Genomic DNA, 25,166 nt, shown 5'->3' with positions numbered 1-25,166 from the left:
CGTGAAACAGCGCGTCACGCTGGCCAGATAATGTTATCGATCCCGGCACCTGTGGCACAGTGTCATGCGCGCTTCAGTGCACAGCTGCCGTATATAACTGGCCGCGGTGCCGCAGGGATGCCTGTGGTATTTATAGAGAGTAAAATGATGGCGAAAACAATTTAATGCAATTGGTAATCATTATCAATATCATTTGCATCAAGATGTATCTTTGTGCGCACAATTTGTTAACCCATGATTAATCAAGCACTAACAGGAGGGATAGGATGGCAGATAAACCGGCAGTAACCATTCACTACTGTACTCAATGTAACTGGCTGCTGCGTTCGGCGTGGATGGCGCAGGAGCTGCTGCATACCTTTGCCGGCGATCTCAGCGCGGTCACGCTCCAGCCCGGCAGCGGCGGCGTGTTCGAGATCAGCATTGATGGTCAGGTAATTTGGGAACGCAAACAGGAAGGCGGCTTTCCCGATGCGGCAGCACTGAAGCAGCGGGTGCGCGATGTCTGCTGGCCGGATCGCGAACTGGGGCACGTGGACAAGAAGAAACCGTAACGCGCTTAGCTGTTGGCGATCTTCTCTGCCGCGTCCTGCAGCGCCGCCACGACAATTTCCACCGTGGCCGGTGAAATCTGCTCCTGCGACAGCCGGTGATTGAGCGTATAGCGAAGCGTATGGATTGCCTGCTCTACCTGCGGAATGCTGCGGTTGTTGACCAGGATCGCCAGCGAAGTGAGCCGCCCGATAATCACCGCCACGTTTTCGCCATTTTCCGCCAGCAGCGCGCGGCCCGCATCGTTGAGCGCGTAGGCTTTGCGCGTGGCCTGGGCATCCACCACGCGAATGGCGTCCATCTCTTCCAGCAGCGTCAGGTTGGGATAAATAATGCCGGGGCTGGGGGAATATTCGCCTTTCGACAACTCTTCCACCGATTTGATCAGCTCATAACCGTGCGCCGCGCCGCTGGCCAGAAAGTGCAGCATCAGCAGGCGAATATCACTGGCATCCAGCATCCTTTCGCGCCGCTTTCTGCGTGCGCCGGCACAGCTGGCACGCTGTGCCGCATCGGCGTGCTCTGGAACATCCCGCTGCTGTTTCATCGCCTTCCCGGGGTCAGTTGAGGGAGGTTGATAGTAGTCTGGTGCCTGGTAAAATTCAACACAGGCGGCAGCGGGCGGGCGCCGGTTATTTCTGATGCCAGTAAGCGACGGCGCGCACCAGGTCGCTGTGCGCCGCACGTTGCTGAGTAAAGTAATCGCTCAGCTGTTTCACCGCCGCGCCTTCGCCGGTCAGCCAGATGAAGTAGTCATCAGCAGGCAGCACAATCGGGTCCAGCAGCGGCGTCAGCGCCTCAGCCTGCATGTTGCCGCTGCCGAGCCAGCTCACCGTGACATCCGGCAGGTCACCAAGATACGCGCGGCCGACTGGCTCATCAACACAGGCCAGCAGATGAATCTGTTGTGCATGCATTTCCTGATAGCGGCGCTTAAATGCCGGCAGACCGGTCTCATCGCACACATAAATCTGACAGGCATAATCCACCGGCACGACGCATGAGCCGCGCGGGCCGCCCATCGCAATGCGATCGCCCGGCTGAGCGGCACTCGCCCAGCTGCTGGCGACGCCGCCGTCGTGGATGTAAAAATCCAGCGTCAGCGAATCGCTGCCGTTAAAGGCCAGCGGCGTATAGTCGCGCGCCGCCGGACGTACGCCGTCAGGCCAGACGATGCCTTCGTCGGTCATGTGTGGCAGCGCCAGCGCACCGCCCGGCGTATCCGGGAAAAACACTTTGATGTGGTCGTCAAAAGAGGGCGAGTGAAACCCCGCCAGATCGCTGCCGCTAAAGACGATGCGCCAGAAGGCATCGGCCACCCGCGTTTTGCTGGCGACGGTGATGTGACGGAAGCGTAATTCATTGCGCACGCGTTGTGGAGCGCGATAGTGAGTCGGGTTTGGCAACGTTTCTCTCCCTGCAGCGACGGTCCCGCGCTACTGCGCTGCCGCACACCGCTGATGGTGCATGTTATCGAAAATCATTCTCATTAAACGCCTTGCAAGATACCTATGATATATTTTCGACGCAATGCCGAAAAATGCTATTGGCGAAAACGGAGCCGGTTTTTGCAAGGTGAGGAAGCGTTTTTTAGTGGAGATTTTCACGGCTTGAGGTAGTCGCAAGCCGCACGATATTTGTAGCGGCGCGATTTATCGCGCAATAAATTGCGTCACTAGCGAAAATGCTGCCGTTTTGACAGGAGGTGAGCTGTTAAAGCGTTGAATGACTAAAAACAATGCCGTTGAATATTTGCACGGCAGAACTGCGCATAAAAAAAGCGGAGAGTTGCCTCTCCGCTTGTTACTGTCTGCGCACCCGATTAGCGGGTCAGATCGTCAAAGAACTTCTTTACGCCGTCGAAGAAGCTTTTCGAACGCGGGCTGTTTTTCTCGCCGGTAGGTCCGCCGAAGCTCTCTTCCAGCTCGCGCAGCAGCGCTTTTTGCTTGTCGTTGAGGCTGACCGGGGTTTCCACCACCACGCGACACAGCAAATCGCCGACCGCACCGCCACGCACCGACTTCACGCCTTTGCCGCGCATGCGGAACAGCTTGCCGGTCTGGGTTTCTGCCGGCACTTTCAGCTTCACGCGACCGTCGAGCGTCGGCACTTCAATCTCGCCGCCCAGCGCTGCCATGGCAAAGTTGATCGGCACTTCGCAGTACAGGTTGTTATCTTCACGCTCAAAGATCGGGTGTTTCTTCACCGAAACCTGCACGTACAGATCGCCAGCCGGTGCGCCGTGTTCGCCCGCTTCACCCTCTCCGCTGAGGCGGATACGGTCGCCGGTATCGACGCCTGCCGGGATTTTCACCGACAGCGTTTTCTGGCGCTCAACGCGGCCATGGCCGTGACAGGCGTTGCACGGATCTTTAATCACCGAGCCGCGACCGTGACAGGTCGGACAGGCTTGCTGCACGGTAAAGAAGCCCTGACGCATCTGTACCTGGCCCGCACCGTGACAGGTCGGACAGGTCTGCGGCTGGGTGCCCGCTTTGGCGCCGCTGCCGTGGCAGACATCACACTCTTCCAGCGTTGGAATGCGGATCTCTTTGGTCACGCCGCGTACCGCTTCTTCCAGCGTCAGTTCCATGTTGTAGCGTAAATCGGCGCCACGTGAGGCGCGCTGACGGCGACCACCACCAAAGATATCGCCGAACACGTCGCCAAAGATATCGCTGAAGTCGGCACCGCCGCCACCAAAGCCGCCGCCGAAGCCGCCACCACCGCCCTGCTCAAACGCCGCATGACCGTACTGATCGTAAGCTGCACGCTTCTGCGCATCGGTGAGGATCTCGTAGGCTTCCTTGACCTCTTTGAATTTCGTCTCGGCCTCTTTATCGCCCGGATTACGGTCCGGGTGATACTTCATCGCCAGGCGCTTATAGGCCTTTTTGATTTCGCGCTCATCGGCGGATTTTGAGACGCCTAAGATCTCGTAAAAATCACTCTTAGCCATTTTTCTCTGCCCTTAACATGATCGCACGGGCGTGGAGAGATCTCCGACGCCCGTGCTGGTTTCAACGGCTGTCAGGCCAGCCGTCGCGCCCGGTCAGGGGCAATTATTTTTTATCTTTCACTTCTTCGAATTCAGCGTCGACAACGTCGTCATCTTTCTTCGCCGAAGCGTCGCCGGCATCCGCTGCGCCGGCCTGAGCCTGTTGCTGCGCCAGTTCCATCAGCTTGCTGGACACTTCCATCAACGCCTGCATTTTGGCTTCGATTTCTGCTTTATCTTCGCCTTTCAGCGCGGTGTTCAGCTCGTTCAGGGCAGACTCGATCGGTGCTTTGTCTTCCGCTGACAGTTTGTCACCGGCTTCGTCCAGCTGCTTACGCGTGCTGTGCGCAATCTGGTCACCCTGGTTACGCGTCTGCACCAGCTCTTCGAATTTACGGTCTGACTCGGCGTTAGCTTCCGCGTCACGAACCATTTTTTCGATCTCTTCCTCGTTCAGGCCAGAAGACGCTTTGATGGTGATCTTCTGCTCTTTACCGCTGTTTTTGTCCTTCGCAGACACGTGCAGAATACCGTCAGCATCGATGTCGAAGGTCACTTCGATCTGTGGCATACCGCGCGGCGCAGGCTGAATACCGTCGAGGTTGAACTGGCCCAGCGATTTGTTATCCGCCGAACGCTTACGCTCACCCTGCAGCACGTGAATGGTCACGGCAGACTGGTTGTCTTCAGCAGTCGAGAACACCTGGCTGTGCTTGGTTGGGATCGTGGTGTTCTTGCTGATCAGCGACGTCATCACGCCACCCATGGTTTCGATACCCAGCGACAGCGGGGTCACGTCCAGCAGCAGAACGTCTTTTACTTCACCAGCCAGCACGCCGCCCTGTACCGCAGCACCCACAGCGACCGCTTCGTCCGGGTTCACGTCTTTACGTGGCTCTTTACCGAAGAACTCCGCCACTTTCGCCTGCACCATTGGCATACGCGTCTGACCACCGACCAGGATCACGTCGTTGATGTCAGAAACCGACAGGCCAGCGTCGTTCAGCGCCACTTTCAGCGGCTCAATCGAACGGGTAACCAGATCTTCCACCAGTGATTCCAGCTTCGCGCGGGTCACTTTAATGTTCAGGTGCTTAGGACCAGTCGCATCCGCCGTGATGTACGGCAGGTTAACGTCGGTCTGCTGCGCAGAAGAGAGCTCAATTTTCGCTTTCTCTGCCGCTTCTTTCAGGCGCTGCATCGCCAGCGGATCGTTGTGCAGATCGATGCCCTGATCTTTCTTGAATTCGGCAACCAGGTAGTTGATCAGACGGCTGTCGAAGTCTTCACCACCCAGGTGGGTATCACCGTTGGTCGCCAGTACTTCAAAGGTTTTCTCGCCGTCGACTTCGTCGATCTCAATGATAGAGATGTCGAAGGTACCGCCACCCAGGTCATATACCGCGATGGTGCGGTTGCCCTGACCTTTATCCAGGCCATACGCCAGTGCCGCTGCGGTCGGTTCGTTGATGATACGTTTTACGTCCAGACCCGCGATACGGCCGGCGTCTTTAGTTGCCTGACGCTGCGCATCGTTGAAGTAAGCTGGAACGGTAATAACCGCTTCAGTTACCGGCTCACCGAGGAAATCTTCCGCGGTTTTCTTCATTTTTTTCAGCACTTCTGCAGAGATCTGCGGCGGTGCCATTTTCTGGCCTTTCACATCCAGCCATGCGTCACCGTTGTCAGAACCGATGATTTTGTACGGCATGATTTTAATATCACGCTGCACTTCTTCGTCCTGGAAACGACGGCCGATCAGGCGCTTGATTGCAAACAGGGTGTTCTGCGGGTTGGTCACCGCCTGACGTTTAGCCGGTTGACCGACCAGAGTTTCGCCATCCCCGGTATATGCAATGATTGACGGTGTGGTGCGATCGCCTTCGGCGTTTTCAAGCACGCGTGCTTTGCCACCGTCCATAATCGCCACACATGAGTTGGTTGTACCCAGGTCAATACCAATAATCTTACCCATCTAAACGTCTCCCACTTAAATTCTTTGCCAAATTGGGTTGTGAAGCAGAGATGCGGTCACGCTGACCACTTTCAACTGCTGCGGCAGATTTTTTTGCTGCCTCACAATGCTTGATGACAACTAAATGGGGCCGCTTCGAAGCGCATCAAGGGTTAAAACTAAAAAAAATTTAGATTCTCTTACCGCGTGAGATCAAAGTGCGGCAAAAGCCACCTGATTATGATGCAGCGCCCCGCGCCCCACCGCTGTTGGCGCGGGCGTTAAACCTATAAACAACAACGCTGCTGCTGAGGAATTATGGGCAACACCACGCTGGCGAATCCCGCCCCACTGGGCCTGATGGGTTTTGGTATGACTACCATCCTGCTCAACTTGCACAACACCGGTCTGTTTGAAATGGATGTGATTATCCTGGCGATGGGCCTCTTTTATGGCGGCATCGCGCAAATCCTTGCCGGGCTGCTGGAGTATAAAAAAGGCAATACCTTCGGCCTGACCGCCTTTACCTCGTACGGCAGCTTCTGGCTGACGCTGGTGGCGATTCTGCTGCTGCCGAAAATGGGACTGGCTGCGGCCGCCGATGGCCATTTCCTCGGCGCTTACCTGGCGCTGTGGGGTATCTTCACGCTGTTTCTGTTCTTTGGCACGCTGCAGGCCGCGAAGATGCTGCAGTTTGTGTTTGCCAGCCTGACGCTGCTGTTTGCGCTGCTGGCTATCGGCCATCTGCTGGATCACGCGGAGCTGCTGCGCATCGCCGGCTGGGTGGGCATCGTCTGTGGTGCCAGCGCCTTTTATCTGGCAATGGGCGAAGTGCTGAACGAGAAGTTTGAGCGCAGCGTGTTGCCGATTGGCGAGTAATCAACTGCGCGCGGAGCCGTGCCGCTCCGCGCGCTGCCATTACGATGAATGCAGCGAGACATCCAGCTGCGCATTAGCCTGGCGGCTGTCATGCCATAACCACAGCGCCACCAGCATGCCGATCAGCGCCAGCGCCAGCACATACCAGGCCGGCGCCATCGGCGTCAGCGACATCATTAGCGTCACGCTGATCGGCGTCAGGCCGCCAAAGATGGCGTAAGACACGTTGTAAGAGAAGGAAATGCCGGTGAAGCGCACCGCCGCCGGAAACGCCCGCACCATAACAAACGGCACCACGCCGACCACGCCCACGCTCAGTCCCGCCAGACCGTACCAGATGAACAGCATCTGCGGCGTGCCGCCAAGCTGCTGGAAAAAGCTCCAGCTGCACAGCGCCAGCAGCAGCGACCCGATCAGCAAGGTACGCGCCGCACCGTAGCGATCGACAATCCAGCCCGCCAGCACGCAGCCGATCAGCAGCATCACGGTCGCGAAACTGTTAGCCTGCAGACTGAGCGCCGCCGGCACGCCATGCTGCTTCTGCATCAGCGTCGGCGCCATCAGAATCACCACCACAATACAGGCTGATAATAGCCAGGTAAGCAGCATCGACACCGCAATGCCGCGCTTATGGCTGGCGAGAATGGTCTGTAGCGGCAGCTTTTCCGCCAGCGCCTTGCGCTGCTGCATCTGACGAAATACCGGGGTTTCATGCAGCCAGCGACGCAGATACATCGCCAGCAGGCCAAACAGGCCGCCGAGGAAGAAGGGAATGCGCCAGCCGTGATCGCGTATCGCCGCCGGCGAGAGCGAAGTATTCAGCACCGTCGCCACCAGCGAACCGAGCAGAATGCCGGCGGTTAAGCCTGCAGTCAGCGTGCCGCAGGCAAAACCGATGCGTTTCTCCGGCACATGCTCAGCAACAAACACCCACGCGCCCGGCACCTCGCCGCCAATGGCCGCGCCCTGCAGCACGCGCATCAGCAGCATCAGTAACGGTGCGGCAATGCCAATGCTGGCGTAGGTGGGCAGCGCGCCCATCGCCAGCGTCGGCAGCGCCATCAGCAGAATACTCAGGCTGAACATCTTCTTACGCCCGACTTTGTCGCCAAAGTGCGCCATGATGATGCCGCCCAGCGGGCGCGCCAGATAACCGGCGGCGAAGATGGCAAACGTCTGCACCTGACGCAGCCATTCCGGGATGTCTGGCGGAAAGAACAGCTCGCCAATCACCGCAGCGAAGAAGACGAAGATGATAAAATCGTAGAATTCCAGCGCCCCGCCCAGGGCAGCCAGCGCCAGGGTTTTGTAGTCCTGGCGGTTGAGTTGACGCGTTGTCAGCGAATCCATAAGAGTGCGGTATCCAGAGGCCATGTCAGTATAGTTGTAAAGCTTCGGTTACTATACCGTCAATATTTTGCCACACCAGTCACTCTGCATTTTATGCCTGAAAACGGCAATTTTCAGACGTTTGTCTCACGCCGTGCGCTTTTCGGGCGAAAAGCTGCTACCACCTCCGGGTGGGTTTCGACGTAAGGCCCTTCCAGCAGCTGTAAACAATAGGGTACAGCCGCGAAAATCCCTGGCACTTTCACCGTACCGTCATCCGCTTTCAACCCTTCCAGCGTCTCATTAATCGATTTCGGCTGTCCTGGCAGATTGAGGATCAGCGACTGCTTGCGGATCACGCCCACCTGGCGTGACAGAATCGCGGTCGGCACAAACTGCAGGCTGATCTGCCGCATCTGCTCGCCAAAGCCGGGCATCTCGCGGTCGGCTACCGCCAGAGTCGCATCCGGCGTGACGTCGCGCCGGGCCGGACCGGTACCGCCGGTGGTCAGCACCAGGTGGCAAAAACGTTCGTCGACCAGCTCGCAAATCGCCTGCTCAATCATCGGCTGTTCATCCGGAACCAGGCGGGTTTCAATCTCAAACGGTGTCGCCAGCGCAGCGCTAAGCCAGCTTTCCAGCGCCGGAATGCCCTGATCCTGATAGATGCCGTTAGCGGCCCGATCGGACACGGAAATTAAGCCAATACGTAAAGTATCCATAGAGTTATCGCTGTGTTGACCGCGGGGCGGTGAGAAAAAGGGGAATGGCAGAAAGGATAATACAAAGCATCAGCGAGGGAAACGCGAAAACCGTGGCGACCGGCAGCCGCCACGGCACATCACCTTACAGCAGTTCGGCGATCATCTTCTCAAGTTTGCCCTGGTCGATGGCAAAGTTGCGGATACCTTCGGCCAGTTTGGTCACCGCCATTGGATCCTGGTTGTGCTGCCACAGGAATTCCGCTTCGGTCATTTTAGCCGGACGCGCTTTCACTTCGCCGCTGTAGCTCAGTTTACGCTCTACGCTGCCTTCGCTCTCGGCCAGCTCTTTCAGCAGGCCCGGAGAGATAGTCAGGCGGTCGCAACCGGCCAATTCAATGATTTCGCCGACGTTACGGAAGCTGGCGCCCATCACCACGGTTTCATAGCCGTGCTGCTTGTAGTAGTTGTAGATTTCAGACACTGATACCACGCCTGGATCTTCATGCGCTGCGTACTCTTTCTTGTCGGTGTTCTGCTTGTACCAGTCGAGGATACGGCCAACAAATGGCGAAATCAGGAACACGCCCGCTTCGGCACAGGCACGCGCCTGGGCGAAGGAGAACAGCAGCGTCAGGTTACAGTTGATGCCTTCTTTCTCCAGCTGCTCCGCCGCGCGGATGCCCTGCCAGGTTGAGGCCAGTTTGATCAGGATACGATCGTTGCTGATGCCGGCATCGTTGTACAGTTTGATCAGGCTGCGTGCTTTCGCGATGCTCGCTTCGGTGTCGTAAGAGAGACGCGCGTCAACTTCAGTAGAGATACGTCCCGGGATCAGTTTGAGAATTTCCAGACCAATGTTGACGGCCAGCTTGTCAGAAACCAGCGCCAGCTGCTCTTCTTTGTTGCTGCTCTGCTGACGTGCCCAGCTAATGGCTTCGTCAATCAGTTTGCGGTATTCAGGGATTTGCGCAGCGTTGAGGATCAAAGAAGGGTTAGTAGTGGCATCCTGCGGTTGGTAGAGTTTCATTGCCGCGATATCACCGGTGTCGGCGACCACAGTAGTCAGCTGACGCAAGGAAGTAAGTTTGTCCGTCATGGTTCTCTTTTCTCTTAAGTTGACTGTCAGGGTGTAAAAGGCTGTTGCGATAATATCACGCAGGCTAAGCGGCGCAACATCGCCGCGTGCCCTTTACGATAGCGCTAACAAATGGGAGCAATTTGCCGATCCGTGCAGCTTTTTTGCTACACTCGTCGCGACATTTTTCCCATCCATCCCCTGAAAACAGCGGGTCAACGAGGACAGACACAATGCTGATGGTTATCTCGCCAGCCAAGACACTGGATTATGAAAGCCCGCTGGCAACGTCACGGTTTACTCAACCGGCGCTGTTAGAAAAATCACAGCAGCTGATTGACGTGGCGCGCGATCTTTCCCCGGCGCAAATCGCTTCGCTGATGGGCATCAGCGACAAACTGGCGCACCTCAACGCCGACCGTTTCAGCCAGTGGCAGCCGCCCTTCTCACCCGATAACGCGCGGCAGGCGATTCTGGCCTTCAAAGGTGATGTTTATACCGGTTTGCAGGCTGAGAGCTTCAGCGAGGCCGACTTTGATTTTGCCCAAAAACACCTGCGCATGCTTTCGGGGCTGTACGGCCTGCTGCGCCCGCTGGATTTGATGCAGCCGTACCGTTTAGAGATGGGCATCAAACTGGCGAATCCGGCCGGCAAAGATCTCTACAGCTTCTGGGGCGACCTGCTGACGCAAAAGCTCAACGACGCGCTGGCGGAACAGGGCGATGACGTGCTGATCAACCTCGCCTCCGATGAGTATTTCAAAGCCATCAAGCCGAAGCAGCTGAATGCCGAGCTGGTTAAGCCGGTGTTCCTCGATGAGAAAAACGGTAAGTTCAAGGTGATCAGTTTCTACGCCAAAAAGGCGCGCGGGCTGATGAGCCGTTACGTGATTGAGAAGCGCCTGACGAAACCAACGCAGCTGAAGAAGTTTGATGTTGACGGTTATTTCTTTGATGCGGCGGAGAGTAAGGGTAACGAGCTGGTATTTAAGCGCCGCGAGCAATAACGCCAGCTTCACCTGAATCGTAGCGGCGCAAATCATTGCGCGTCTGTTAAAAACCCGCGCGTTAAATCGCGCCGCCAGAAAAATGCATAACGGGCCGATGTGACCGGCCCGTTGGGTATTTACTTCAGCAAAAACGCCCGCAGCGCGGCGAAATCCGCCTTCATGGCATGCGACAGCAGCGGCAAATCGGCGCGCGCGGCCAGCGCTTCCGGCAGCGGCAGCGGCTGGCCGAGAATCTCTTCCACGCTCTCCTTAAACTTCGCCGGATGCGCGGTGCCGAGGAACAGGCCAAACTCCCCTTCCTGCAGCTGATCGCGCAGCAGACGATAGGCAATCGCCGCGTGCGGTTCTGACAGGTAACCCAGCTCTGCCAGCTCGCGCATGGTGGCTTTGGTGGTCTCATCCGACACCGCGCCGTAGGCCAGATCGGTCAGGCGCCAGGTTTTGCGGCGGAACAACTCTTCCACGCGCGGCCAGTTGTTAGGCTGGCTGACATCCATCGCGTTCGACAGCGTTGCCACGGTCGCGTTCGGCTGCCACTGACCGTCGGCAAGGAAGCGCGGCACGGTATCGTTGGCGTTGGTCGCGGCGATAAAACGCTTGATCGGCAGACCGAGCGATTTCGCCAGCAGGCCGGCCGTGAGATCGCCAAAGTTACCGCTTGGCACCGACACCACCAGCTGATTACGTTTCTCCTGCGGCAGCTGCGCTACCGCCTCGAAGTAATAGCAAATCTGTGCCAGCAGACGGCTGATATTGATGGAGTTAGCCGAGTTCAGGCCGATGGCTTTCTTCAGCTCTTCATCATCAAACGCCTGCTTAACCAGCGCCTGGCAGGCATCGAAGTCGCCATCGATCGCGATAGTTTCAATGTTGCCGCCCAGCGTACAGAACAGCTTCTCCTGCAGCGGACTGATTTTGCCCTGCGGATACAGGATGACCACGCGCACGTTTTCCATGCCGTAGAACGCGTGCGCTACCGCTGCGCCGGTATCGCCGGAGGTCGCGGTCAGAATGGTGATCTGCTCATCCGCGCCAGACACGTACGACAGCATCTGCGCCATAAAGCGCCCGCCGAAATCTTTAAACGCCAGCGTCGGACCGTGGAACAGTTCGAGGCAGGCCACATCGTCGCTCACCTGGCTCACCGGTGCCGGGAAAGCAAAGGCGTTCTTCACGCGCTCGGCCAACTGGTGCGCGGCAATTTCATCGCCGATGTAAGCAGAGAGAATCTTGCTGCTGCGGCTGACGAAATCCATCTCCAGCATCGCATCAATGTCGGTCAGCTCGAATTCCGGCAGTTCCAGCGGGAAAAACAGCCCCTGCTGCGAGCCGAGGCCCTGTTTCACGGCCTGCGCGAAGCTAACCTGCTCGTTGTGATCCTTAAGGTTGTAGAGTTTCATGCGTTATCCCAGTTTACGTGCGCCAGCCGTATCAAGACGGCAGATATGGACGAAGCCTTCCTCGTTCTGCAGATAGTGCTGGCTCAGCCAGTCCGCCATCCGCTGTGCCGTTGCCATCTCGTTGCAAACGGCGAAAAGTGTCGGGCCAGAGCCCGAAATACCGCAGGCCAGCGCGCCAATGTCGCTGGCCGCCTGCCGCGCCTCCGCAAAGCCCGGCAGCAGTTTGGTGCGATACGGCTCGGCGATCACATCCTGCATCAGTTTAGCCGCCAGCAGCGGCTGACGGGTGTGGCAGGCGTGAATAAAGCCAGCCAGCAGACGACCATGTTTGATGGCATCCTGCTTGCGATACTGCGCCGGCAGGATGGCGCGTGCTTCCGCCGTAGAGACTTTGATGCCTGGATAAGCCATTACCCACAGCCAGTCATCAAAGCACGGCACCTCCTGGCTGATGATCCCGTTCTCTTCAATCATCAGCTGTACGCCGCCGAGGAAGCACGGCGCGACGTTGTCATAGTGCACGCTGCCGGAGATGCGCCCTTCCAGCTCGCCCATCAGCGCCAGCAGCTCGGTGTCGTTAAGCGGCTGGCCGCAGAACTCATTCATCGCCATCAGGCCGGCCACCACCGAGCAGGCGCTGGAACCGAGGCCTGAACCAATCGGCATGTTTTTCTCCAGCGTCATCGCCACCGGGACTTCTTTACCAATCGCCTGGCAGAAACGCTGCCAGCATTGATAAACAATGTTGTCCTGCGGATCGGCGGGCAGTTTACTGACAAAGCGCCCTTTATTCTGCAGGCTAAACTGGTCTGCCGCTTCGACCGACACGCAGTCGCCCAGCAGCGAGCCATCCACCGGCGAAACCGCCGCGCCCAGCACATCAAAGCCAACGCTGACGTTACCTATCGAGGCCGGTGCATAAATTTTTACCATCATTAAACTCCCAACTTCCACGTCAGCGTGCGCAGCAAATCGGCAAACACACCCGCCGCGGTGACATCATTCCCCGCGCCATATCCGCGCAGAACCAGCGGGATCGGCTGATAATAGCGGCTGTAAAACGCCAGGGCGTTTTCGCCGTTCTTCACTTTGTACAGCGGATCGTTGCCGTCCACCGCATCGATTTTAACTTTGCAGGCGCCGCCCTCTTCAATCGCGCCGACGAAGCGTAACACTTTACCCTCATCACGCGCTTTGGCAACGCGCGCGGCAAAGGCGTTGTCCAGCTCCGGCAGCCGCGCCATAAACTGATCGACATCGGCGATCTCCGTCAGGCTGGCGGGCAGCAGCGGTTCGATGTCGATGTCGCTCAGTTCCAGCTGATGACCCGCCTCACGCGCCAGAATCAGCAGCTTACGCGCCACGTCAGTACCGGACAGATCGTCGCGCGGATCCGGCTCGGTAAAGCCCAGCTCGCGCGCCATGCGGGTAGCTTCGGACAGCGTCACGCCCTCATCCAGCTTGCCAAAGATAAACGACAGCGAGCCCGACAGGATGCCGGAGAATTTGATCAGCTCATCGCCGGCGTTCAGCAGGTTCTGCAGGTTTTCAATCACCGGCAGACCGGCACCGACGTTGGTGTCGTAAAGGAACTTACGGCGCGATTTCGCCGCCGCCGCACGCATCTGCTGGTAGTAATTCCACGACGAGGTATTGGCCTTTTTATTCGGCGTGACCACGTGGAAACCTTCGGCGAGGAAGTCTGCGTACTGATCGGCCACCGCCTGGCTGGAGGTACAGTCGACGATCACCGGGTTGAGCAGATGGTACTCTTTCACCAGACGAATCAGCCGGCCGAGGTTAAACGGCTCTTTGGCTTCCGCCAGCGCCGCCTTCCAGTTGCTGAGGTCGATGCCGTGCACGTTGGTCAGCAGCGCATGCGAATTGGCGATGCCGCACACGCGCAGATCGATATGCTTGCCCTTCAGCCACGCCTGCTGACGGTGCAGCTGCTCAAGCAGCGCGCCGCCGACGCCGCCGACGCCCACCACAAACACTTCGATCACCTGATCGGTGGCGAACAGCATCTGATGCACCACGCGCACGCCGGTGGTGACGTCATCATTGCTGACCACGACCGAAATGGAGCGCTCAGAGGAGCCCTGAGCAATCGCCACGATATTAATGTTGGCGCGTGCCAGCGCCGAGAAGAATTTAGCGGAGATGCCGCGCAGCGTGCGCATGCCGTCGCCCACTACCGAAATCACCGCCAGCTGCTCCAGCACGTCGAGCGGATCGAGCAGGCCATCTTTCAGTTCGAGGTAGAATTCCTCTTCCAGTACGCGACGCGCGCGCGCCTGCTCGCTCTGCGGCACGCAGAAGCTGATGCTGTATTCGGAGGAGGATTGGGTAATCAGCACCACGGAAATGCCGGTGCGCGACATCGCGGCAAACACGCGCGCCGCCATGCCCACCATCCCTTTCATGCCCGGACCGGAGACGTTAAACATCGCCATGTTATTCAGATTAGTGATGCCTTTTACCGGGTTCTCATCCACTTCGCCTTCGCCGCCAATCAGGGTACCTGGCGCCTGAGGATTGGCGGTATTTTTGATTAAGCACGGAATCTGGAACTGAGCAATCGGCGCGATGGTGCGCGGGTGCAGCACTTTGGCGCCAAAGTAGGAAAGCTCCATCGCCTCCTGATAGGACATCGACTTCAGCAGACGCGCATCCGGTACCTGACGCGGATCGCAGGTGTAAACGCCATCGACATCGGTCCAGATTTCACAGCAGTCCGCGCGCAGACACGCCGCCAGCACGGCCGCCGAGTAGTCGGAGCCATTACGCCCCAGCACCACCAGCTCGCCCTTCTCATTGCCGGCGGTGAAGCCCGCCATCAGGATCATGTGGTCGGTCGGGATCTGGCTGGCCGCGATACGCCGGGTGGATTCGGCGATATCCACGGTCGATTCAAGATAGTGGCCCACCGCCAGCAGTTTCTCGACCGGGTCGATCACCGTCACTTTGTGGCCGCGCGCCTGCAGCAGCGCTTCCATGATGGCAATAGACAGCTTTTCACCGCGACAGATAATGGCGGCGTTCACGGCATCCGGGCACTGACCCAGCAGGCTGATGCCGTGCAGCACCTGTTTCAGCTGGGCAAACTCCAGCTCAACGCGGGTTTTCAGGCCATCGTAATCGAAACCAGGCTGAGCGTCGGCCAGCCCCTGCAGCAGTTCGGCAAAAATGCGTTCGGCATCGCTGATATTCGGCAGCGCATCCTGGCCGCTGATGGTTTTCTCAATCATCGCTACCAGATGATTGGTGATTTTCGCTGGCGCAGAGAGCACGGTGGCAACCTGTCCCTGTTGCGCATTGCTTTCCAGAATATCTGCCACGCGGAGAAAACGTTCCGCATTGGCTACCGAGGTTCCGCCGAATTTCAGCACTCGCATGATTGAAGCTCTCCTGAATTTTTGCCGAAAAAAAAGCCCGCACTGTTGAGGTGCGGGCTTCTTTCTTTTGTTTTTCCTGTATGCGTCAGCCCGCACCGTTACCTGTGGTAATGGTGGTGGTAATAATAATGGTGGTGTTCAGGCTGTGGTTACGCATTGAGATTTTTTCTGTCTGTCTTTGTCTTGTCCGTCTGCCTTCCAGAAGTAAAGCAAAGCGCACGTTAAGTCAACGAATTTGTCTTTGCACCCGAATGGTGCTGCTGCGCAGTGCTGCGCCGCAGACGCCGAAACGGATTGCGATCGTTCAGGCAGCGTCACAGACGCCCGATCACTCACTGTCCGGAGCCGGTTTTCCCGAGCAATTATCTATAAGTTTTTTTTCTACGTCGTGCAGCAAACGGTGCAGCATGGCGCTGTCGCGCTGCTCCAGCAGACCGATGCGCTGATCGATCCAGTCCGCCAGCTTGGCATCATTGCTGACTTCCAGCGTCACCAGCAGCTGATGAAAACGCTGACGCAGCGCCTGCAGCTGCTGCGCGTTAGCCGCCTCAACCGGCGCGGCCGCTACCTGGTGCAGCGCCGACAGCTGATAGCAGTACACCATCACCGCCTGGCCGAGATTCAGCGAAGGATAGTCCTGCGCCATCGGAATGCCGGTCAGCAGATCGACCTGTTCCAGCTCCTCATTAGTCAGCCCACTGTCTTCACGGCCAAACACCAGCGCGATGCGATTCAGCCACTGACGCTTCTCCTGCAGGATGGTTTCGACCTGCGCCGGCGTGGCGTAATAGCGAAACTTCGCCCGGCTGCGGGCGGTCGTGGCCACGGAAAAATCGACATCCGCCAGCGCAGCGCTCAGCGTGTCATAGGTTTTCACGTGGTCAAGAATCTCACCGGCGCCGTGGGCCACACGCCGCGCGGCCGGATCCTGCCAGGCGTCACTGGCGACAATACGCAACTCGCTAAACCCCATGGTTTTCATGGCGCGGGCGGCCGCGCCGATATTCTCCGGGCGAGCGGGTGAGACAAGGATCAGGGGGAAATGCATGATTTTTCCATCGAACGGTTAATAACCCGACCTATGTTGGCATGCAGGCGACAAAATACCAACCGCACGGGCCTGAGAAAATAAGATGTTAAGGATGTTAAAACAGGGCAAAAATGCCGGGCAGGCGTAATTATGCGTAATAAGCAAAATTTATGCGCTAAACCCATATTAAAACATTATTTTTCATGCAATTGAAAAGTTATTACCTGCAGGTTTTACTTTTGCGCTGATGCAGCTGAAATGTAGCGAAAATGCTGCTTTTTGTGAGCTAAGCTGGCATTCCAGTAGAAGTTTTTCATAAAAGTGTTAACGTGCTACACTTGCATTTGATATAAGTCAACGAAGCGTTGTTTTTATGCTTATCGGTTGTTGTTGGTGCTGTTAGGTTGCTGTTAATACGGTTAGGATAAGCGCCAGTCCGATACCCACGGGGCACGCAAATATTCATCCTGACTGGCTGAGCTAACACTGAAGTTGACGTAGATGGATGGTGTATTCCGAAGATCATTTCGTACACCGGTTGCGAACGGCCCACTGTTCAGTGGAACAGTTATGGCAACCGCCGTACGCCCTGTTTTCGATTTGTTGGCAAATTTTAGGTAGCGAAACATGCAGACCCCGCACATTCTTATCGTTGAAGACGAACTGGTCACGCGTAACACCCTCAAAAGTATTTTTGAGGCAGAAGGTTACGTGGTCTATGAAGCCACCGACGGCGCCGAGATGCATCAGGTTTTGACCGATAACGACGTCAATCTGGTGATTATGGATATCAACCTGCCGGGCAAAAACGGTCTACTGCTGGCGCGTGAACTGCGCGAACAGGCTAACGTCGCCCTGATGTTCCTCACTGGCCGTGATAACGAAGTGGATAAAATCCTCGGTCTGGAGATCGGTGCCGACGACTACATCACCAAGCCATTTAATCCACGTGAGCTGACGATTCGTGCGCGCAACCTGCTGTCGCGTACCATGAATCTGGCGATGCCGAGCGAAGAGCGCCGTCAGGTCGAGAGCTATCGCTTCAACGGCTGGGAACTGGATATTAACAGCCGCTCGCTGATCAGCCCGAACGGCGATCAGTACAAGCTGCCGCGCAGCGAGTTCCGCGCCATGCTGCACTTCTGCGAAAACCCAGGTAAAATCCAGACGCGTGCTGACCTGCTGAAGAAGATGACCGGTCGCGAGCTGAAGCCGCATGACCGCACGGTGGATGTCACTATTCGCCGCATCCGCAAACACTTTGAGTCGACGCCGGATACGCCGGAAATCATCGCCACTATCCACGGCGAAGGCTACCGCTTCTGCGGCGAGCTGCAGGATTAAGCGTCCGTCGCGAAACAAAAAAAACGCCCGTCAGGGCGTTTTTTTATCGGCTCAGTGCCACGGCATAATCGGCACCGCGCTCAGCGCATTTTTCGGTGAGCCATCGACCACTTTATCCGAATAGCTCAGGTACACCAGCGCATGACGTTTCTGATCAAAGAAGCGCACCACCTGCAGCTTTTTAAATACCAGCGAAGTGCGTTTGCGGAACACCACTTCACCCTGCGCCTTGCCCTGCGCGATTTTATCGCTAAGCTCTATCGGTCCCACCTGCTGACAGGAGATGGCCGCGTCGGAAGTATCTTCCGCCAGACCCAGTCCGCCCTTAATACCGCCGGTTTTTGCCCGGCTGATATAACAGGTTACATTTTTAACGTCGGGGTCGTCGAAGGCTTCCACCACGATCTTATGATCGGGGCCAAACATCTTGAATACGGTGTCAACGGAGCCGATCTCCTCGGCCAGCACGCTCTGACTCAACATAAATGTTGCCAGCGTGACTATAAGATTGCGAGCTATTGTCATTGAGTTACCATTGCAAACGGAATAGATGTGAATGTAATGTACTGTTAATCGAACCGAGAACCAAACCTAACGGGTTTCAACCCGCATTGATGTAGCACAGTTAACTGGCAAACCACCCCCGCGCCGTTGTGCAATTCGTGCTACTATTCGGTGACTTCATCGTTGCGCCACCAGAGAGTTATGAGGATGTTTTATGGACCAAGCCGGTATCATTCGCGATTTGCTTGTCTGGCTGGAAAGCCATCTGGATCAACCCCTTTCGCTCGATAACGTTGCGCTAAAAGCGGGCTATTCCAAGTGGCACCTGCAGCGAATGTTCAAGGAAGTTACTGGCCACGCCATCGGCGCGTATATCCGCGCCCGCCGGCTGTCCAAGGCCGCCGTCGCGCTGCGTCTCACCAGCCGGCCGATCCTCGACATTGCGCTGCAGTATCGCTTCGATTCGCAGCAAACCTTTACCCGCGCGTTTAAAAAGCAGTTCAATCAGACACCTGCGTGGTATCGCCGCTCGTCGGAGTGGAATTCGTACGGCATTCGCCCGCCGATTCGCCTCGATGATTACCCGATGCCGCAAGCGCAGTTCGTCACGCTGCCGGAAACGGTGCTGGTGGGGCAAACGCAAAGCTATACCTGTACGCTGGAGCAGATCTCCAGCTACCGCGACGAGATGCGCATCCACTTCTGGAAGCAGTTCCTGCTGGAGACCGATACCGTGCCGCCGGTGCTGTACGGCCTGCATCAGGTACGCGCCAGCCATGAGAAGGATGATGAGCAGGAGATTCTGTACACCACGGCGGTGCCGGCCGACCAGCAGGCGCTGAGCATGCAGTCAAACCAGAGCGTGATTCTGGAAGCCGGGGAGTATGTGCAGTTCAGCTATCAGGGACCGCGCACTGCGCTGCAGGAGTTTATTCTGCTGCTGTACGGCACCTGTATGCCGACCCTCGGCCTGGTGCGCCGTCAGGGCCAGGATATTGAGCGTTTCTATACGCACGGTGGCAAGAAGCGCAGCGAGCCGCCAATGGAGATTCGCTGCGAATATCTGATTCCGATTCGTCCGCAGCAGTAACGGGCGGTGCGGATGGTCGCCATGAATGGCGACCCTACAGAAAATTAACCGTTTGTCGCCGATGCGGATTGCCTATGCCCTCGTAGGGTGCGCATTCATGCGCACCAATATGCGATCATTTATACGCACCGATTCAACCGCAGCAACAACCCCCACCGTTTGTCGCCGATGCGCATTGCCCGTGCACCCCGTAGGGTGCGCATTCATGCGCACCGATTCAACCGCAGCAATAACCCCCACCGTTTGTCGCCGATGCGCATTGCCCATGCCCTCGTAGGGTGCGCATTCATGCGCACCGATACGCGATCATTGATACGCACCGATACGCAGTCATTCTGCGCCTTGCGCTACCGCGCTTAACGCTGCAGCTCATCCAGCGCCGGGGCATCCAGATGCGACACATCGCCGGCCGTCTCCACCACCCAGCCGGCGGCGAGCCAGGCGCTTTGCTGATGATCGACGCGCGAAATCGAGCAGTTACGCAGACGCAAACGGCGCTCCGCATGGGCCGGCAGCCCGAGAATGGTACTCACCAGCACGCCCAGCGCCATGCCGTGGCTCACCAGCAGCGGACGGCTACCCGCCGGCAGATCGAGACAGGCGTTGAGCGCGGCATGCATGCGCGTCGCCATCTCCTCCATCGACTCGCCGCCCGGAATCCGGCCGCCTTCGGTGCCATCCACCAGCGCTTTACGCCAGCTCTCCTCTTCCGCCGTCAGGCCGTCGAGCGGGCGCTGCTCCAGACAGCCCATATTGAGCTCGCGCAGGCGGGCATCGAGCGTCACCGTACAACCGCAGGCATCAGCGATAATCTCCGCGGTGCGCCGGGTACGTCCTAAATCGCTGGCAATCACGTGAGTAATGCCCAGCGATTTCACGCGCTCGCCCACCTGATGCGCCTGCTGCTCACCTTTATCCGTCAGCGGACTGTCGGACTGCCCCTGAATGCGTCGGGCCGCATTCCAAACCGTTTCACCGTGACGAACAAGATAGACCTGTAACATGCTTAATTTCCGTTATACTGCGACAAATTTGTCTTGAGGGTTCAGGTAATTATGTACCATGTTGTCGCAGCCACCATCAATCCGGCAAAAATCCGCGCAATTGCTCAGGCGTTCAACGACGTTTTCAGCGAAGGATCCTGCCATATTGAAGGGGTCGAGGTCGAGAGCGGCGTCGCCGCGCAGCCCTTAAGCGATGCCGAAACGCGAACTGGCGCACGCCAGCGCGTGGCGAACGCGCGGCATGTGCGGCCACAGGCGGATTACTGGGTGGCGATTGAAGCCGGCATCGAAGGTGACTGCGCCTTTGCCTGGATGGTGGTGGAGAATGCGCAGCAGCGCGGCGAATCCCGCTCTGCCAGCTTTACGCTGCCACCGGTGGTGATGGCCGGTCTGGCTGCCGGGCATGAGCTCGGTGACGAAATGGCGCGCTTAACCGGCGTGGAGAATATCAAACACAAGGGCGGTGCGATTGGCGCCTTCACCCACGGCCTGCTGAGCCGCTCCAGCGTCTATCATCAGGCCCTGATTCTGGCGCTCTGTCCGTTTACTCACCCGCTGTATCAGCAGTGATCAGCTGCGCCCGAGGCGCGCTTCCAGCCAGCGTTTCAGCTCGGGCGGCGCCTCTTTCAGGCTATTGGATCCACGGGTGATGGTGGCAATCCCGACGCCCAATTCGTTTTTCAGCTCGCGCTGACTGATATCACCGTTGATCAACGCTTCGATAATGCGCAGGCGCGTGCCTAAGGCTTCGCGCTCATCCGGCGTCATCATCAGCTGCAGGAGTGGCAGCGCTACGTCATCGGAAAACGCGTTGTGCATCAGGTCGATGAAACGCAGCCAGTTGTCTTCAACCGGCTGCGGGGAAAGGGGTTGGCTCATGAAGGCTTCCGTACTCATTAACGAGTACGGAAGCATAACACAGTCAGTAACGGCGATTCCACTCGCCGTCGGCCAGAATCTTATCCGGCTTACCCATGAAGTAGCGGTAATAGGCATCGTAGGCCAGCACGTTTTTTACGTAGCCGCGGGTTTCCGAGAAGGGAATGGTTTCGATAAACGCCACCGCATCCAGTTTGCCGCCGCTGGTATTCAGCCAGCTGCGCACCCGCCCCGGGCCGGCATTATAGGCGGCAGAAGAGAAGATGCGGTTCTGACCAAACTGCTGATAGACATACTCCAGATACTGCGTACCAATCTGAATATTGGTCTGCGGATCGAGCAGCTGGCTGCTGTTAACGTAACCCGGAATGTTATACATCTTCACGGTATGGCTGGCGGTGCCCGGCATCACCTGCATCAGGCCACTGGCGCCAACTGGTGAGCGCGCTTTCGGGTTCCACGCGCTCTCCTGGCGGGAAATCGCCATGGCGTAGCTTGGCGTGATGCCTTTATCACTGGTGTATTGCTGATACAGATTGCGCCACGCCAGCGGGAAACGCTCTTTCAGGCTATCCCACATTTTCGCGGTGATGGTGGCCTGCACGCTGAGATCCCACCAGTCCTGTTCATTGGCGTAGCGCGCCAGCATCTGCTGCTGGGTACGGGTTTTACTGCTGATCAGGTTGGCCCACTCGCTGCGCGCCAGGTTATCCAGCCCCCAGTACATCAGCTCGCGCACGCGCGCCATCTCCGGCCCCTGCACCACGCTATTGTCCGCCGCCGGGGCCTGATCCACCTGCAGCGGATACTCTACGCCCAGCCGCTGTGCCGCCACCATCGGATAGAAGCCGCGCTGCTGCATCAGCTTACGCAGAATCTCTTCCGCTTCCTCTTTGCGCCCCTGCGCCATCAGTAAATCGGCCTGCCAGTACTGCCACTCATCTTTCTCTTTGGCTTCCACCGGCAGACGGGCAATCCAGGTGTTCAGGCCGCGACGGTCGTTTTCACTCAGCGCCAGCCGCACGCGCCGCTCAATCAGCGCGGTGGATTCGCTGTTCATCACCACCGCATCGCGCCAGCGCGCCTGCTCCGAGGTGAGATCGGCACCCATCATGCGCCACACCACCGTCTCTTTCAGATCCTGCTCTTCCGCCGGGCTCATCTTCTGCGCCTGAACCAGCTGCGGGATCATCATGCGCGCATTGTCCATATCCTGACGCGCCACGCGGGCAAAGGCGTAGCTGGTGGCCATGCGGGTAAAATCGGTCGGGCCGAGGGTGCTGGCAAAGGTGGTGACGGTCTGGGGATTTTGCTGCAGCGCAATCAGCGCGCTGGCGGTGGTTTGATAATCCGCCGGCAGCATTTTCGCCAGGTAATTGACCAGGCTGTCGTTGCCGGCTTTCATCGCCAGGCGGATGCGTTCGAGGATGGTGATCGGCGACAGCTGCCCTGAGGCCTGCCACACCGAGAACAGCTTGTCGCAGTCGTTCGGTAACGCGGTGCCGCGCAGCCAGATGGCTTTGGCCCCGTCAAACGCCGCCTGTTGCTGACCGGTCGCCCATTTGGCGTAGTACCAGTTACAGCGCGCCTGCACCGGCTTTGGCTCATCCGGGCTGAAGCTGAGCACGCCCGGCCAGTCCTGGCGGTGCGCCAGCACGTTAACAAAGCGCGTCTGCAGCGAACGCGCCGGCGGCAGCGTCGGATACTGCTGAATAAAGTTTTTCACCGCCAGCCCGGTCTCCTGATCGAGATCCTGCGCCAGCAGGCGGTACTGCAGGTACGGATAGAGCGGATAATCCTGCAGCGTTGGCATCAGCTGCTCAACCTGGTCCATCTGTTTGTTGTCCCAGGCCTGTTTGATTTGCGCATAGCGCTGTCGTTGCTGATCCAGCGAATCGGCCCACACGCTGCCGGCCGTGCTGACCAGACAGATCCCTATCATCCAGTTACGCCACTTCTCCACTCCGCTCTCCTCATTGCTGCGCTCCAGCTTATGCCGGACTCCCTTCATGCTAACCAGGCCAACCGGCTCTTGCCACGTTCTTCACAAAATTTACCCAGGCGCACCGTGATTGTTCAGCGCCTGCGCCGCAATTGTGCAAATAATCATCAGAAAAACTTATTACCCAGCAAATAGCTATGCGTTTTCATTCAGTTACAACTCTGGCACGTGCTTTGCTCTGTTGAATGCCATCTTGTATACCAGCTGGAATTCACTCATGGCATCGACCTTCGGTTTTACGCTTCAGGATTGGCAACGTTGCGCACAGCAGGATGCACAGCAGATCCCTGCACTGCTGGCCGCACATCTCGACGCATTCGATAACCAGGATAATGCCTGGCTGTACCTCGCTTCGCCGGCCCAGTTGCTGGCGCAGGTTGAACCGCTGCTGGCGGCGTATCAGCGCAATCCGGCTGCGCTGCCGCTGTTTGGCGTGCCGTTTGCCGTTAAAGACAACATTGACGTGGCAGGCTGGCCGACCACCGCCGCCTGCCCGGCGCTGACGTATCAGGCCGCGGCCGATGCCTTCGTGGTGGCCAGGCTGAAAGCGGCAGGCGCTATCGTCATCGGTAAAACCAACCTCGACCAGTACGCGACCGGTCTGGTTGGCACCCGCTCGCCGTATGGCGCGGTGAGCAACACCTTTAATCCAGCCTACGTCAGCGGCGGCTCCAGCTCCGGCTCCGCGTCTGTGCTGGCGCGCGGCCTGGTCGGCTTCTCGCTCGGCACCGATACCGCCGGCTCCGGCCGCGTGCCGGCAGGTTTTAACAATATCGTCGGGCTGAAGCCGACCAAAGGCTGGTTCTCGGCCAGCGGTGTGGTACCGGCCTGCCGCCTCAATGACACCATCTCGGTGTTTGCCCTGACGGTTGCCGATGCCTTTAGCGTCGCCAGCATCGCGGGCGGCTACGACGCCGGTGACGCCTACGCGCGCCAGTCGCTACGCAGCGCACCGGCCAGTTTCCAGCCGCAACCCTCGCTGGCGATCCCTGCCGCGCCGCAGTTTTACGGTGACCAGCAGGCGGAAGCGGCGTGGCTCAGCGCGCTGGAGCAGCTTACGGCGAGCGGTGCGACGCTGCACCCTATCGACTTCGCCCCTTTCCATCAGCTGGCAGAGCAGCTCTATTACGGCCCGTGGGTGGCCGAGCGCACCGTGGCGGTCGGCGAGATGCTCGACCGCCCGGAAGAGATGGATCCGGTGGTGTACGGCATCGTCAGCAGCGGCCGCCAGTACAGCGCCGTCGAGGCGTATCAGGCCGAATATCTGCGTGCCGAACTGACGCGCCAGATCCAGCAGACGCTGGCCCGGTTCGATGCGCTGGTGGTGCCGACCTCGCCCACCATCCATACGCTGGAAGAGATGCAGCAGGAGCCGGTGCACTACAACTCGCAGTTCGGCACCTATACCAACTTCACGAACCTGGCCGATCTCAGCGCGCTGGCGCTGCCTGGCCCGTTCCGCGCCGATGGGCTGCCTGCGGGCATCACGCTGATCGCCCCGGCGTGGCACGACCGCGCGCTGGCGACGTTTGGCCTGCGCTGGCAGCAGCAGCTGGCGCTGCCGCTCGGGGCCACCGGCAAAGCACTGCCGCCGCAGCCCGCCGCGCTGCCACCGTCGCCTGACCACGTGCGCGTGGCGGTGGTCGGCGCTCATCTCACCGGCATGCCGCTGAATTTCCAGCTCACCACGCGTCAGGCGGTGTGGGTCGAAGAGACGCAAACCGCCAGCCACTATCGCCTGTTCGCCCTGCTCGATGGCCCGATCAAAAAGCCCGGCCTGCTGCGCGGCGACAGCGGCGCCGCCATCACCGTTGAACTGTGGGACATCCCGCTGGCGCGCTTTGGCGAATTCGTCGCGGAAATCCCGGCACCGCTCGGCATCGGCTCGCTGACGCTGGCGGATGGACGCATCGTGAAAGGCTTTATCTGCGAACCGGCAGCGCTGACCCAGGCGCTGGAAATCACTGAATTCGGCGGCTGGCGCAACTGGCTGACGTCACAGGGGAATCACTAA

General features: G+C 58.2%; 23 protein-coding genes and 1 other annotated feature. Of the genes, 7 read left to right on the top strand and 16 right to left on the bottom strand.

The window, feature by feature from the left end; all coding sequences use genetic code 11:
- Window positions 1-266: 266 nt before the first annotated feature.
- Window positions 267-554, top strand: coding sequence for a SelT/SelW/SelH family protein (locus E7738_RS17710; protein WP_021506610.1), 288 nt, complete (start codon window positions 267-269; stop codon window positions 552-554).
- Between the two features lie 5 nt (window positions 555-559).
- On the opposite strand, the gene E7738_RS17705 is transcribed toward E7738_RS17710, so the two are convergent.
- From E7738_RS17705 to dnaK, 4 genes are all read right to left on the bottom strand, one after another.
- Window positions 560-1,099 carry a PadR family transcriptional regulator gene (locus E7738_RS17705; RefSeq protein WP_021314062.1) on the bottom strand — a complete coding sequence of 180 codons (540 nt, stop codon included), beginning with the start codon at window positions 1,097-1,099 and terminating at the stop codon, window positions 560-562.
- An 85-nt stretch (window positions 1,100-1,184) separates the two neighbouring features.
- Complete coding sequence (locus E7738_RS17700; RefSeq protein WP_215481507.1) at window positions 1,185-1,958, bottom strand: siderophore-interacting protein; 774 nt, start codon at window positions 1,956-1,958, stop codon at window positions 1,185-1,187.
- Window positions 1,959-2,374: 416 nt separating this feature from the next.
- On the bottom strand, window positions 2,375-3,511 hold the full coding sequence (dnaJ, locus tag E7738_RS17695) for a molecular chaperone DnaJ (RefSeq protein ID WP_021508663.1): 1,137 nt from the start codon (window positions 3,509-3,511) through the stop codon (window positions 2,375-2,377).
- 103 nt (window positions 3,512-3,614) lie between these two features.
- Window positions 3,615-5,525 carry a molecular chaperone DnaK gene (gene dnaK, locus E7738_RS17690; protein ID WP_021508662.1) on the bottom strand — a complete coding sequence of 637 codons (1,911 nt, stop codon included), beginning with the start codon at window positions 5,523-5,525 and terminating at the stop codon, window positions 3,615-3,617.
- 297 nt (window positions 5,526-5,822) lie between these two features.
- On the opposite strand from dnaK, the gene satP reads away from it, so the two are divergent.
- Window positions 5,823-6,383: an acetate uptake transporter gene (satP, locus tag E7738_RS17685; protein WP_394515892.1), complete on the top strand. Its 561-nt coding sequence runs from the start codon at window positions 5,823-5,825 to the stop codon at window positions 6,381-6,383.
- 39 nt (window positions 6,384-6,422) lie between these two features.
- On the opposite strand, the gene E7738_RS17680 is transcribed toward satP, so the two are convergent.
- The 3 genes from E7738_RS17680 to tal all read right to left on the bottom strand — a co-directional run bounded on the left by E7738_RS17680 (window position 6,423) and on the right by tal (window position 9,512).
- On the bottom strand, window positions 6,423-7,733 hold the full coding sequence (locus tag E7738_RS17680) for an MFS transporter (protein ID WP_127834543.1): 1,311 nt from the start codon (window positions 7,731-7,733) through the stop codon (window positions 6,423-6,425).
- 113 nt (window positions 7,734-7,846) lie between these two features.
- On the bottom strand, window positions 7,847-8,434 hold the full coding sequence (gene mog, locus E7738_RS17675; protein WP_394515891.1) for a molybdopterin adenylyltransferase: 588 nt from the start codon (window positions 8,432-8,434) through the stop codon (window positions 7,847-7,849).
- Window positions 8,435-8,558: 124 nt separating this feature from the next.
- On the bottom strand, window positions 8,559-9,512 hold the full coding sequence (gene tal / locus E7738_RS17670) for a transaldolase (RefSeq protein WP_058757131.1): 954 nt from the start codon (window positions 9,510-9,512) through the stop codon (window positions 8,559-8,561).
- A gap of 212 nt (window positions 9,513-9,724) precedes the next feature.
- On the opposite strand from tal, the gene yaaA reads away from it, so the two are divergent.
- Window positions 9,725-10,498: a peroxide stress protein YaaA gene (gene yaaA, locus E7738_RS17665; RefSeq protein ID WP_058776217.1), complete on the top strand. Its 774-nt coding sequence runs from the start codon at window positions 9,725-9,727 to the stop codon at window positions 10,496-10,498.
- A gap of 119 nt (window positions 10,499-10,617) precedes the next feature.
- Here the strand turns inward: yaaA and thrC are convergent, their stop codons facing one another.
- From thrC to E7738_RS17640, 5 genes are all read right to left on the bottom strand, one after another.
- Window positions 10,618-11,901, bottom strand: a complete 1,284-nt coding sequence (gene thrC / locus E7738_RS17660; protein ID WP_021508656.1) for a threonine synthase — start codon at window positions 11,899-11,901, stop codon at window positions 10,618-10,620.
- A 3-nt stretch (window positions 11,902-11,904) separates the two neighbouring features.
- Window positions 11,905-12,834 (bottom strand): homoserine kinase, encoded by a 930-nt coding sequence (gene thrB, locus E7738_RS17655; RefSeq protein WP_211725047.1) that lies wholly within the window; start codon window positions 12,832-12,834, stop codon window positions 11,905-11,907.
- A 2-nt stretch (window positions 12,835-12,836) separates the two neighbouring features.
- Window positions 12,837-15,299: a bifunctional aspartate kinase/homoserine dehydrogenase I gene (gene thrA / locus E7738_RS17650; RefSeq protein WP_058781607.1), complete on the bottom strand. Its 2,463-nt coding sequence runs from the start codon at window positions 15,297-15,299 to the stop codon at window positions 12,837-12,839.
- A gap of 26 nt (window positions 15,300-15,325) precedes the next feature.
- Window positions 15,326-15,449: a sequence feature (Thr leader region), on the bottom strand.
- On the bottom strand, window positions 15,385-15,456 hold the full coding sequence (gene thrL, locus E7738_RS17645) for a thr operon leader peptide (protein WP_128601299.1): 72 nt from the start codon (window positions 15,454-15,456) through the stop codon (window positions 15,385-15,387). Its footprint overlaps the feature before it by 65 nt.
- 171 nt (window positions 15,457-15,627) lie before the next feature.
- Window positions 15,628-16,347 (bottom strand): tRNA/rRNA methyltransferase, encoded by a 720-nt coding sequence (locus E7738_RS17640; RefSeq protein WP_031279901.1) that lies wholly within the window; start codon window positions 16,345-16,347, stop codon window positions 15,628-15,630.
- Between the two features lie 609 nt (window positions 16,348-16,956).
- On the opposite strand from E7738_RS17640, the gene arcA reads away from it, so the two are divergent.
- Window positions 16,957-17,673 (top strand): two-component system response regulator ArcA, encoded by a 717-nt coding sequence (gene arcA / locus E7738_RS17635; RefSeq protein ID WP_021508652.1) that lies wholly within the window; start codon window positions 16,957-16,959, stop codon window positions 17,671-17,673.
- 51 nt (window positions 17,674-17,724) lie between these two features.
- On the opposite strand, the gene creA is transcribed toward arcA, so the two are convergent.
- Window positions 17,725-18,198 carry a protein CreA gene (gene creA / locus E7738_RS17630; RefSeq protein ID WP_022548913.1) on the bottom strand — a complete coding sequence of 158 codons (474 nt, stop codon included), beginning with the start codon at window positions 18,196-18,198 and terminating at the stop codon, window positions 17,725-17,727.
- A gap of 193 nt (window positions 18,199-18,391) precedes the next feature.
- On the opposite strand from creA, the gene robA reads away from it, so the two are divergent.
- Window positions 18,392-19,267, top strand: a complete 876-nt coding sequence (gene robA, locus E7738_RS17625; protein ID WP_394515890.1) for an MDR efflux pump AcrAB transcriptional activator RobA — start codon at window positions 18,392-18,394, stop codon at window positions 19,265-19,267.
- A 356-nt stretch (window positions 19,268-19,623) separates the two neighbouring features.
- On the opposite strand, the gene gpmB is transcribed toward robA, so the two are convergent.
- Window positions 19,624-20,271 carry a 2,3-diphosphoglycerate-dependent phosphoglycerate mutase GpmB gene (gpmB, locus tag E7738_RS17620; protein WP_021508687.1) on the bottom strand — a complete coding sequence of 216 codons (648 nt, stop codon included), beginning with the start codon at window positions 20,269-20,271 and terminating at the stop codon, window positions 19,624-19,626.
- Between the two features lie 51 nt (window positions 20,272-20,322).
- Between gpmB and yjjX the strand changes: the two genes are divergently transcribed.
- Entirely contained in the window at window positions 20,323-20,841 is a 519-nt protein-coding gene (yjjX, locus tag E7738_RS17615) for an inosine/xanthosine triphosphatase (protein ID WP_394515889.1), read from the top strand.
- On the opposite strand, the gene trpR is transcribed toward yjjX, so the two are convergent.
- Both trpR and sltY read right to left on the bottom strand, forming a co-directional pair.
- Window positions 20,842-21,150, bottom strand: coding sequence for a trp operon repressor (gene trpR, locus E7738_RS17610; RefSeq protein WP_021508685.1), 309 nt, complete (start codon window positions 21,148-21,150; stop codon window positions 20,842-20,844).
- 43 nt (window positions 21,151-21,193) lie between these two features.
- Window positions 21,194-23,113 (bottom strand): murein transglycosylase, encoded by a 1,920-nt coding sequence (sltY, locus tag E7738_RS17605; RefSeq protein WP_058757134.1) that lies wholly within the window; start codon window positions 23,111-23,113, stop codon window positions 21,194-21,196.
- A gap of 256 nt (window positions 23,114-23,369) precedes the next feature.
- Here sltY and atzF point away from each other — a divergent pair, with 256 nt between their 5' ends.
- Window positions 23,370-25,166 (top strand): allophanate hydrolase, encoded by a 1,797-nt coding sequence (gene atzF, locus E7738_RS17600; RefSeq protein ID WP_394515888.1) that lies wholly within the window; start codon window positions 23,370-23,372, stop codon window positions 25,164-25,166.

The sequence above is a fragment of the Pantoea sp. SGAir0430 genome (genome assembly GCF_043549295.1).
The sequence above is the reverse complement of the archived record's forward strand: the minus strand, read 5'-3'. Positions and strand labels throughout refer to the sequence as shown.

What these genes read in the sequence shown, in the direction of transcription:
- E7738_RS17710 (WP_021506610.1), top strand. Translation starts at nt 267, where the DNA reads ATGGCAGATAAACCGGCAGTAACCATTCACTACTGTACTCAATGTAAC.
- E7738_RS17705 (WP_021314062.1), bottom strand. Translation starts at nt 1,099, where the DNA reads ATGAAACAGCAGCGGGATGTTCCAGAGCACGCCGATGCGGCACAGCGT.
- dnaJ (WP_021508663.1), bottom strand. Translation starts at nt 3,511, where the DNA reads ATGGCTAAGAGTGATTTTTACGAGATCTTAGGCGTCTCAAAATCCGCC.
- dnaK (WP_021508662.1), bottom strand. Translation starts at nt 5,525, where the DNA reads ATGGGTAAGATTATTGGTATTGACCTGGGTACAACCAACTCATGTGTG.
- satP (WP_394515892.1), top strand. Translation starts at nt 5,823, where the DNA reads ATGGGCAACACCACGCTGGCGAATCCCGCCCCACTGGGCCTGATGGGT.
- E7738_RS17680 (WP_127834543.1), bottom strand. Translation starts at nt 7,733, where the DNA reads ATGGATTCGCTGACAACGCGTCAACTCAACCGCCAGGACTACAAAACC.
- mog (WP_394515891.1), bottom strand. Translation starts at nt 8,434, where the DNA reads ATGGATACTTTACGTATTGGCTTAATTTCCGTGTCCGATCGGGCCGCT.
- tal (WP_058757131.1), bottom strand. Translation starts at nt 9,512, where the DNA reads ATGACGGACAAACTTACTTCCTTGCGTCAGCTGACTACTGTGGTCGCC.
- yaaA (WP_058776217.1), top strand. Translation starts at nt 9,725, where the DNA reads ATGCTGATGGTTATCTCGCCAGCCAAGACACTGGATTATGAAAGCCCG.
- thrC (WP_021508656.1), bottom strand. Translation starts at nt 11,901, where the DNA reads ATGAAACTCTACAACCTTAAGGATCACAACGAGCAGGTTAGCTTCGCG.
- thrB (WP_211725047.1), bottom strand. Translation starts at nt 12,834, where the DNA reads ATGGTAAAAATTTATGCACCGGCCTCGATAGGTAACGTCAGCGTTGGC.
- thrA (WP_058781607.1), bottom strand. Translation starts at nt 15,299, where the DNA reads ATGCGAGTGCTGAAATTCGGCGGAACCTCGGTAGCCAATGCGGAACGT.
- E7738_RS17640 (WP_031279901.1), bottom strand. Translation starts at nt 16,347, where the DNA reads ATGCATTTCCCCCTGATCCTTGTCTCACCCGCTCGCCCGGAGAATATC.
- arcA (WP_021508652.1), top strand. Translation starts at nt 16,957, where the DNA reads ATGCAGACCCCGCACATTCTTATCGTTGAAGACGAACTGGTCACGCGT.
- creA (WP_022548913.1), bottom strand. Translation starts at nt 18,198, where the DNA reads ATGACAATAGCTCGCAATCTTATAGTCACGCTGGCAACATTTATGTTG.
- robA (WP_394515890.1), top strand. Translation starts at nt 18,392, where the DNA reads ATGGACCAAGCCGGTATCATTCGCGATTTGCTTGTCTGGCTGGAAAGC.
- gpmB (WP_021508687.1), bottom strand. Translation starts at nt 20,271, where the DNA reads ATGTTACAGGTCTATCTTGTTCGTCACGGTGAAACGGTTTGGAATGCG.
- yjjX (WP_394515889.1), top strand. Translation starts at nt 20,323, where the DNA reads ATGTACCATGTTGTCGCAGCCACCATCAATCCGGCAAAAATCCGCGCA.
- trpR (WP_021508685.1), bottom strand. Translation starts at nt 21,150, where the DNA reads ATGAGCCAACCCCTTTCCCCGCAGCCGGTTGAAGACAACTGGCTGCGT.
- atzF (WP_394515888.1), top strand. Translation starts at nt 23,370, where the DNA reads ATGGCATCGACCTTCGGTTTTACGCTTCAGGATTGGCAACGTTGCGCA.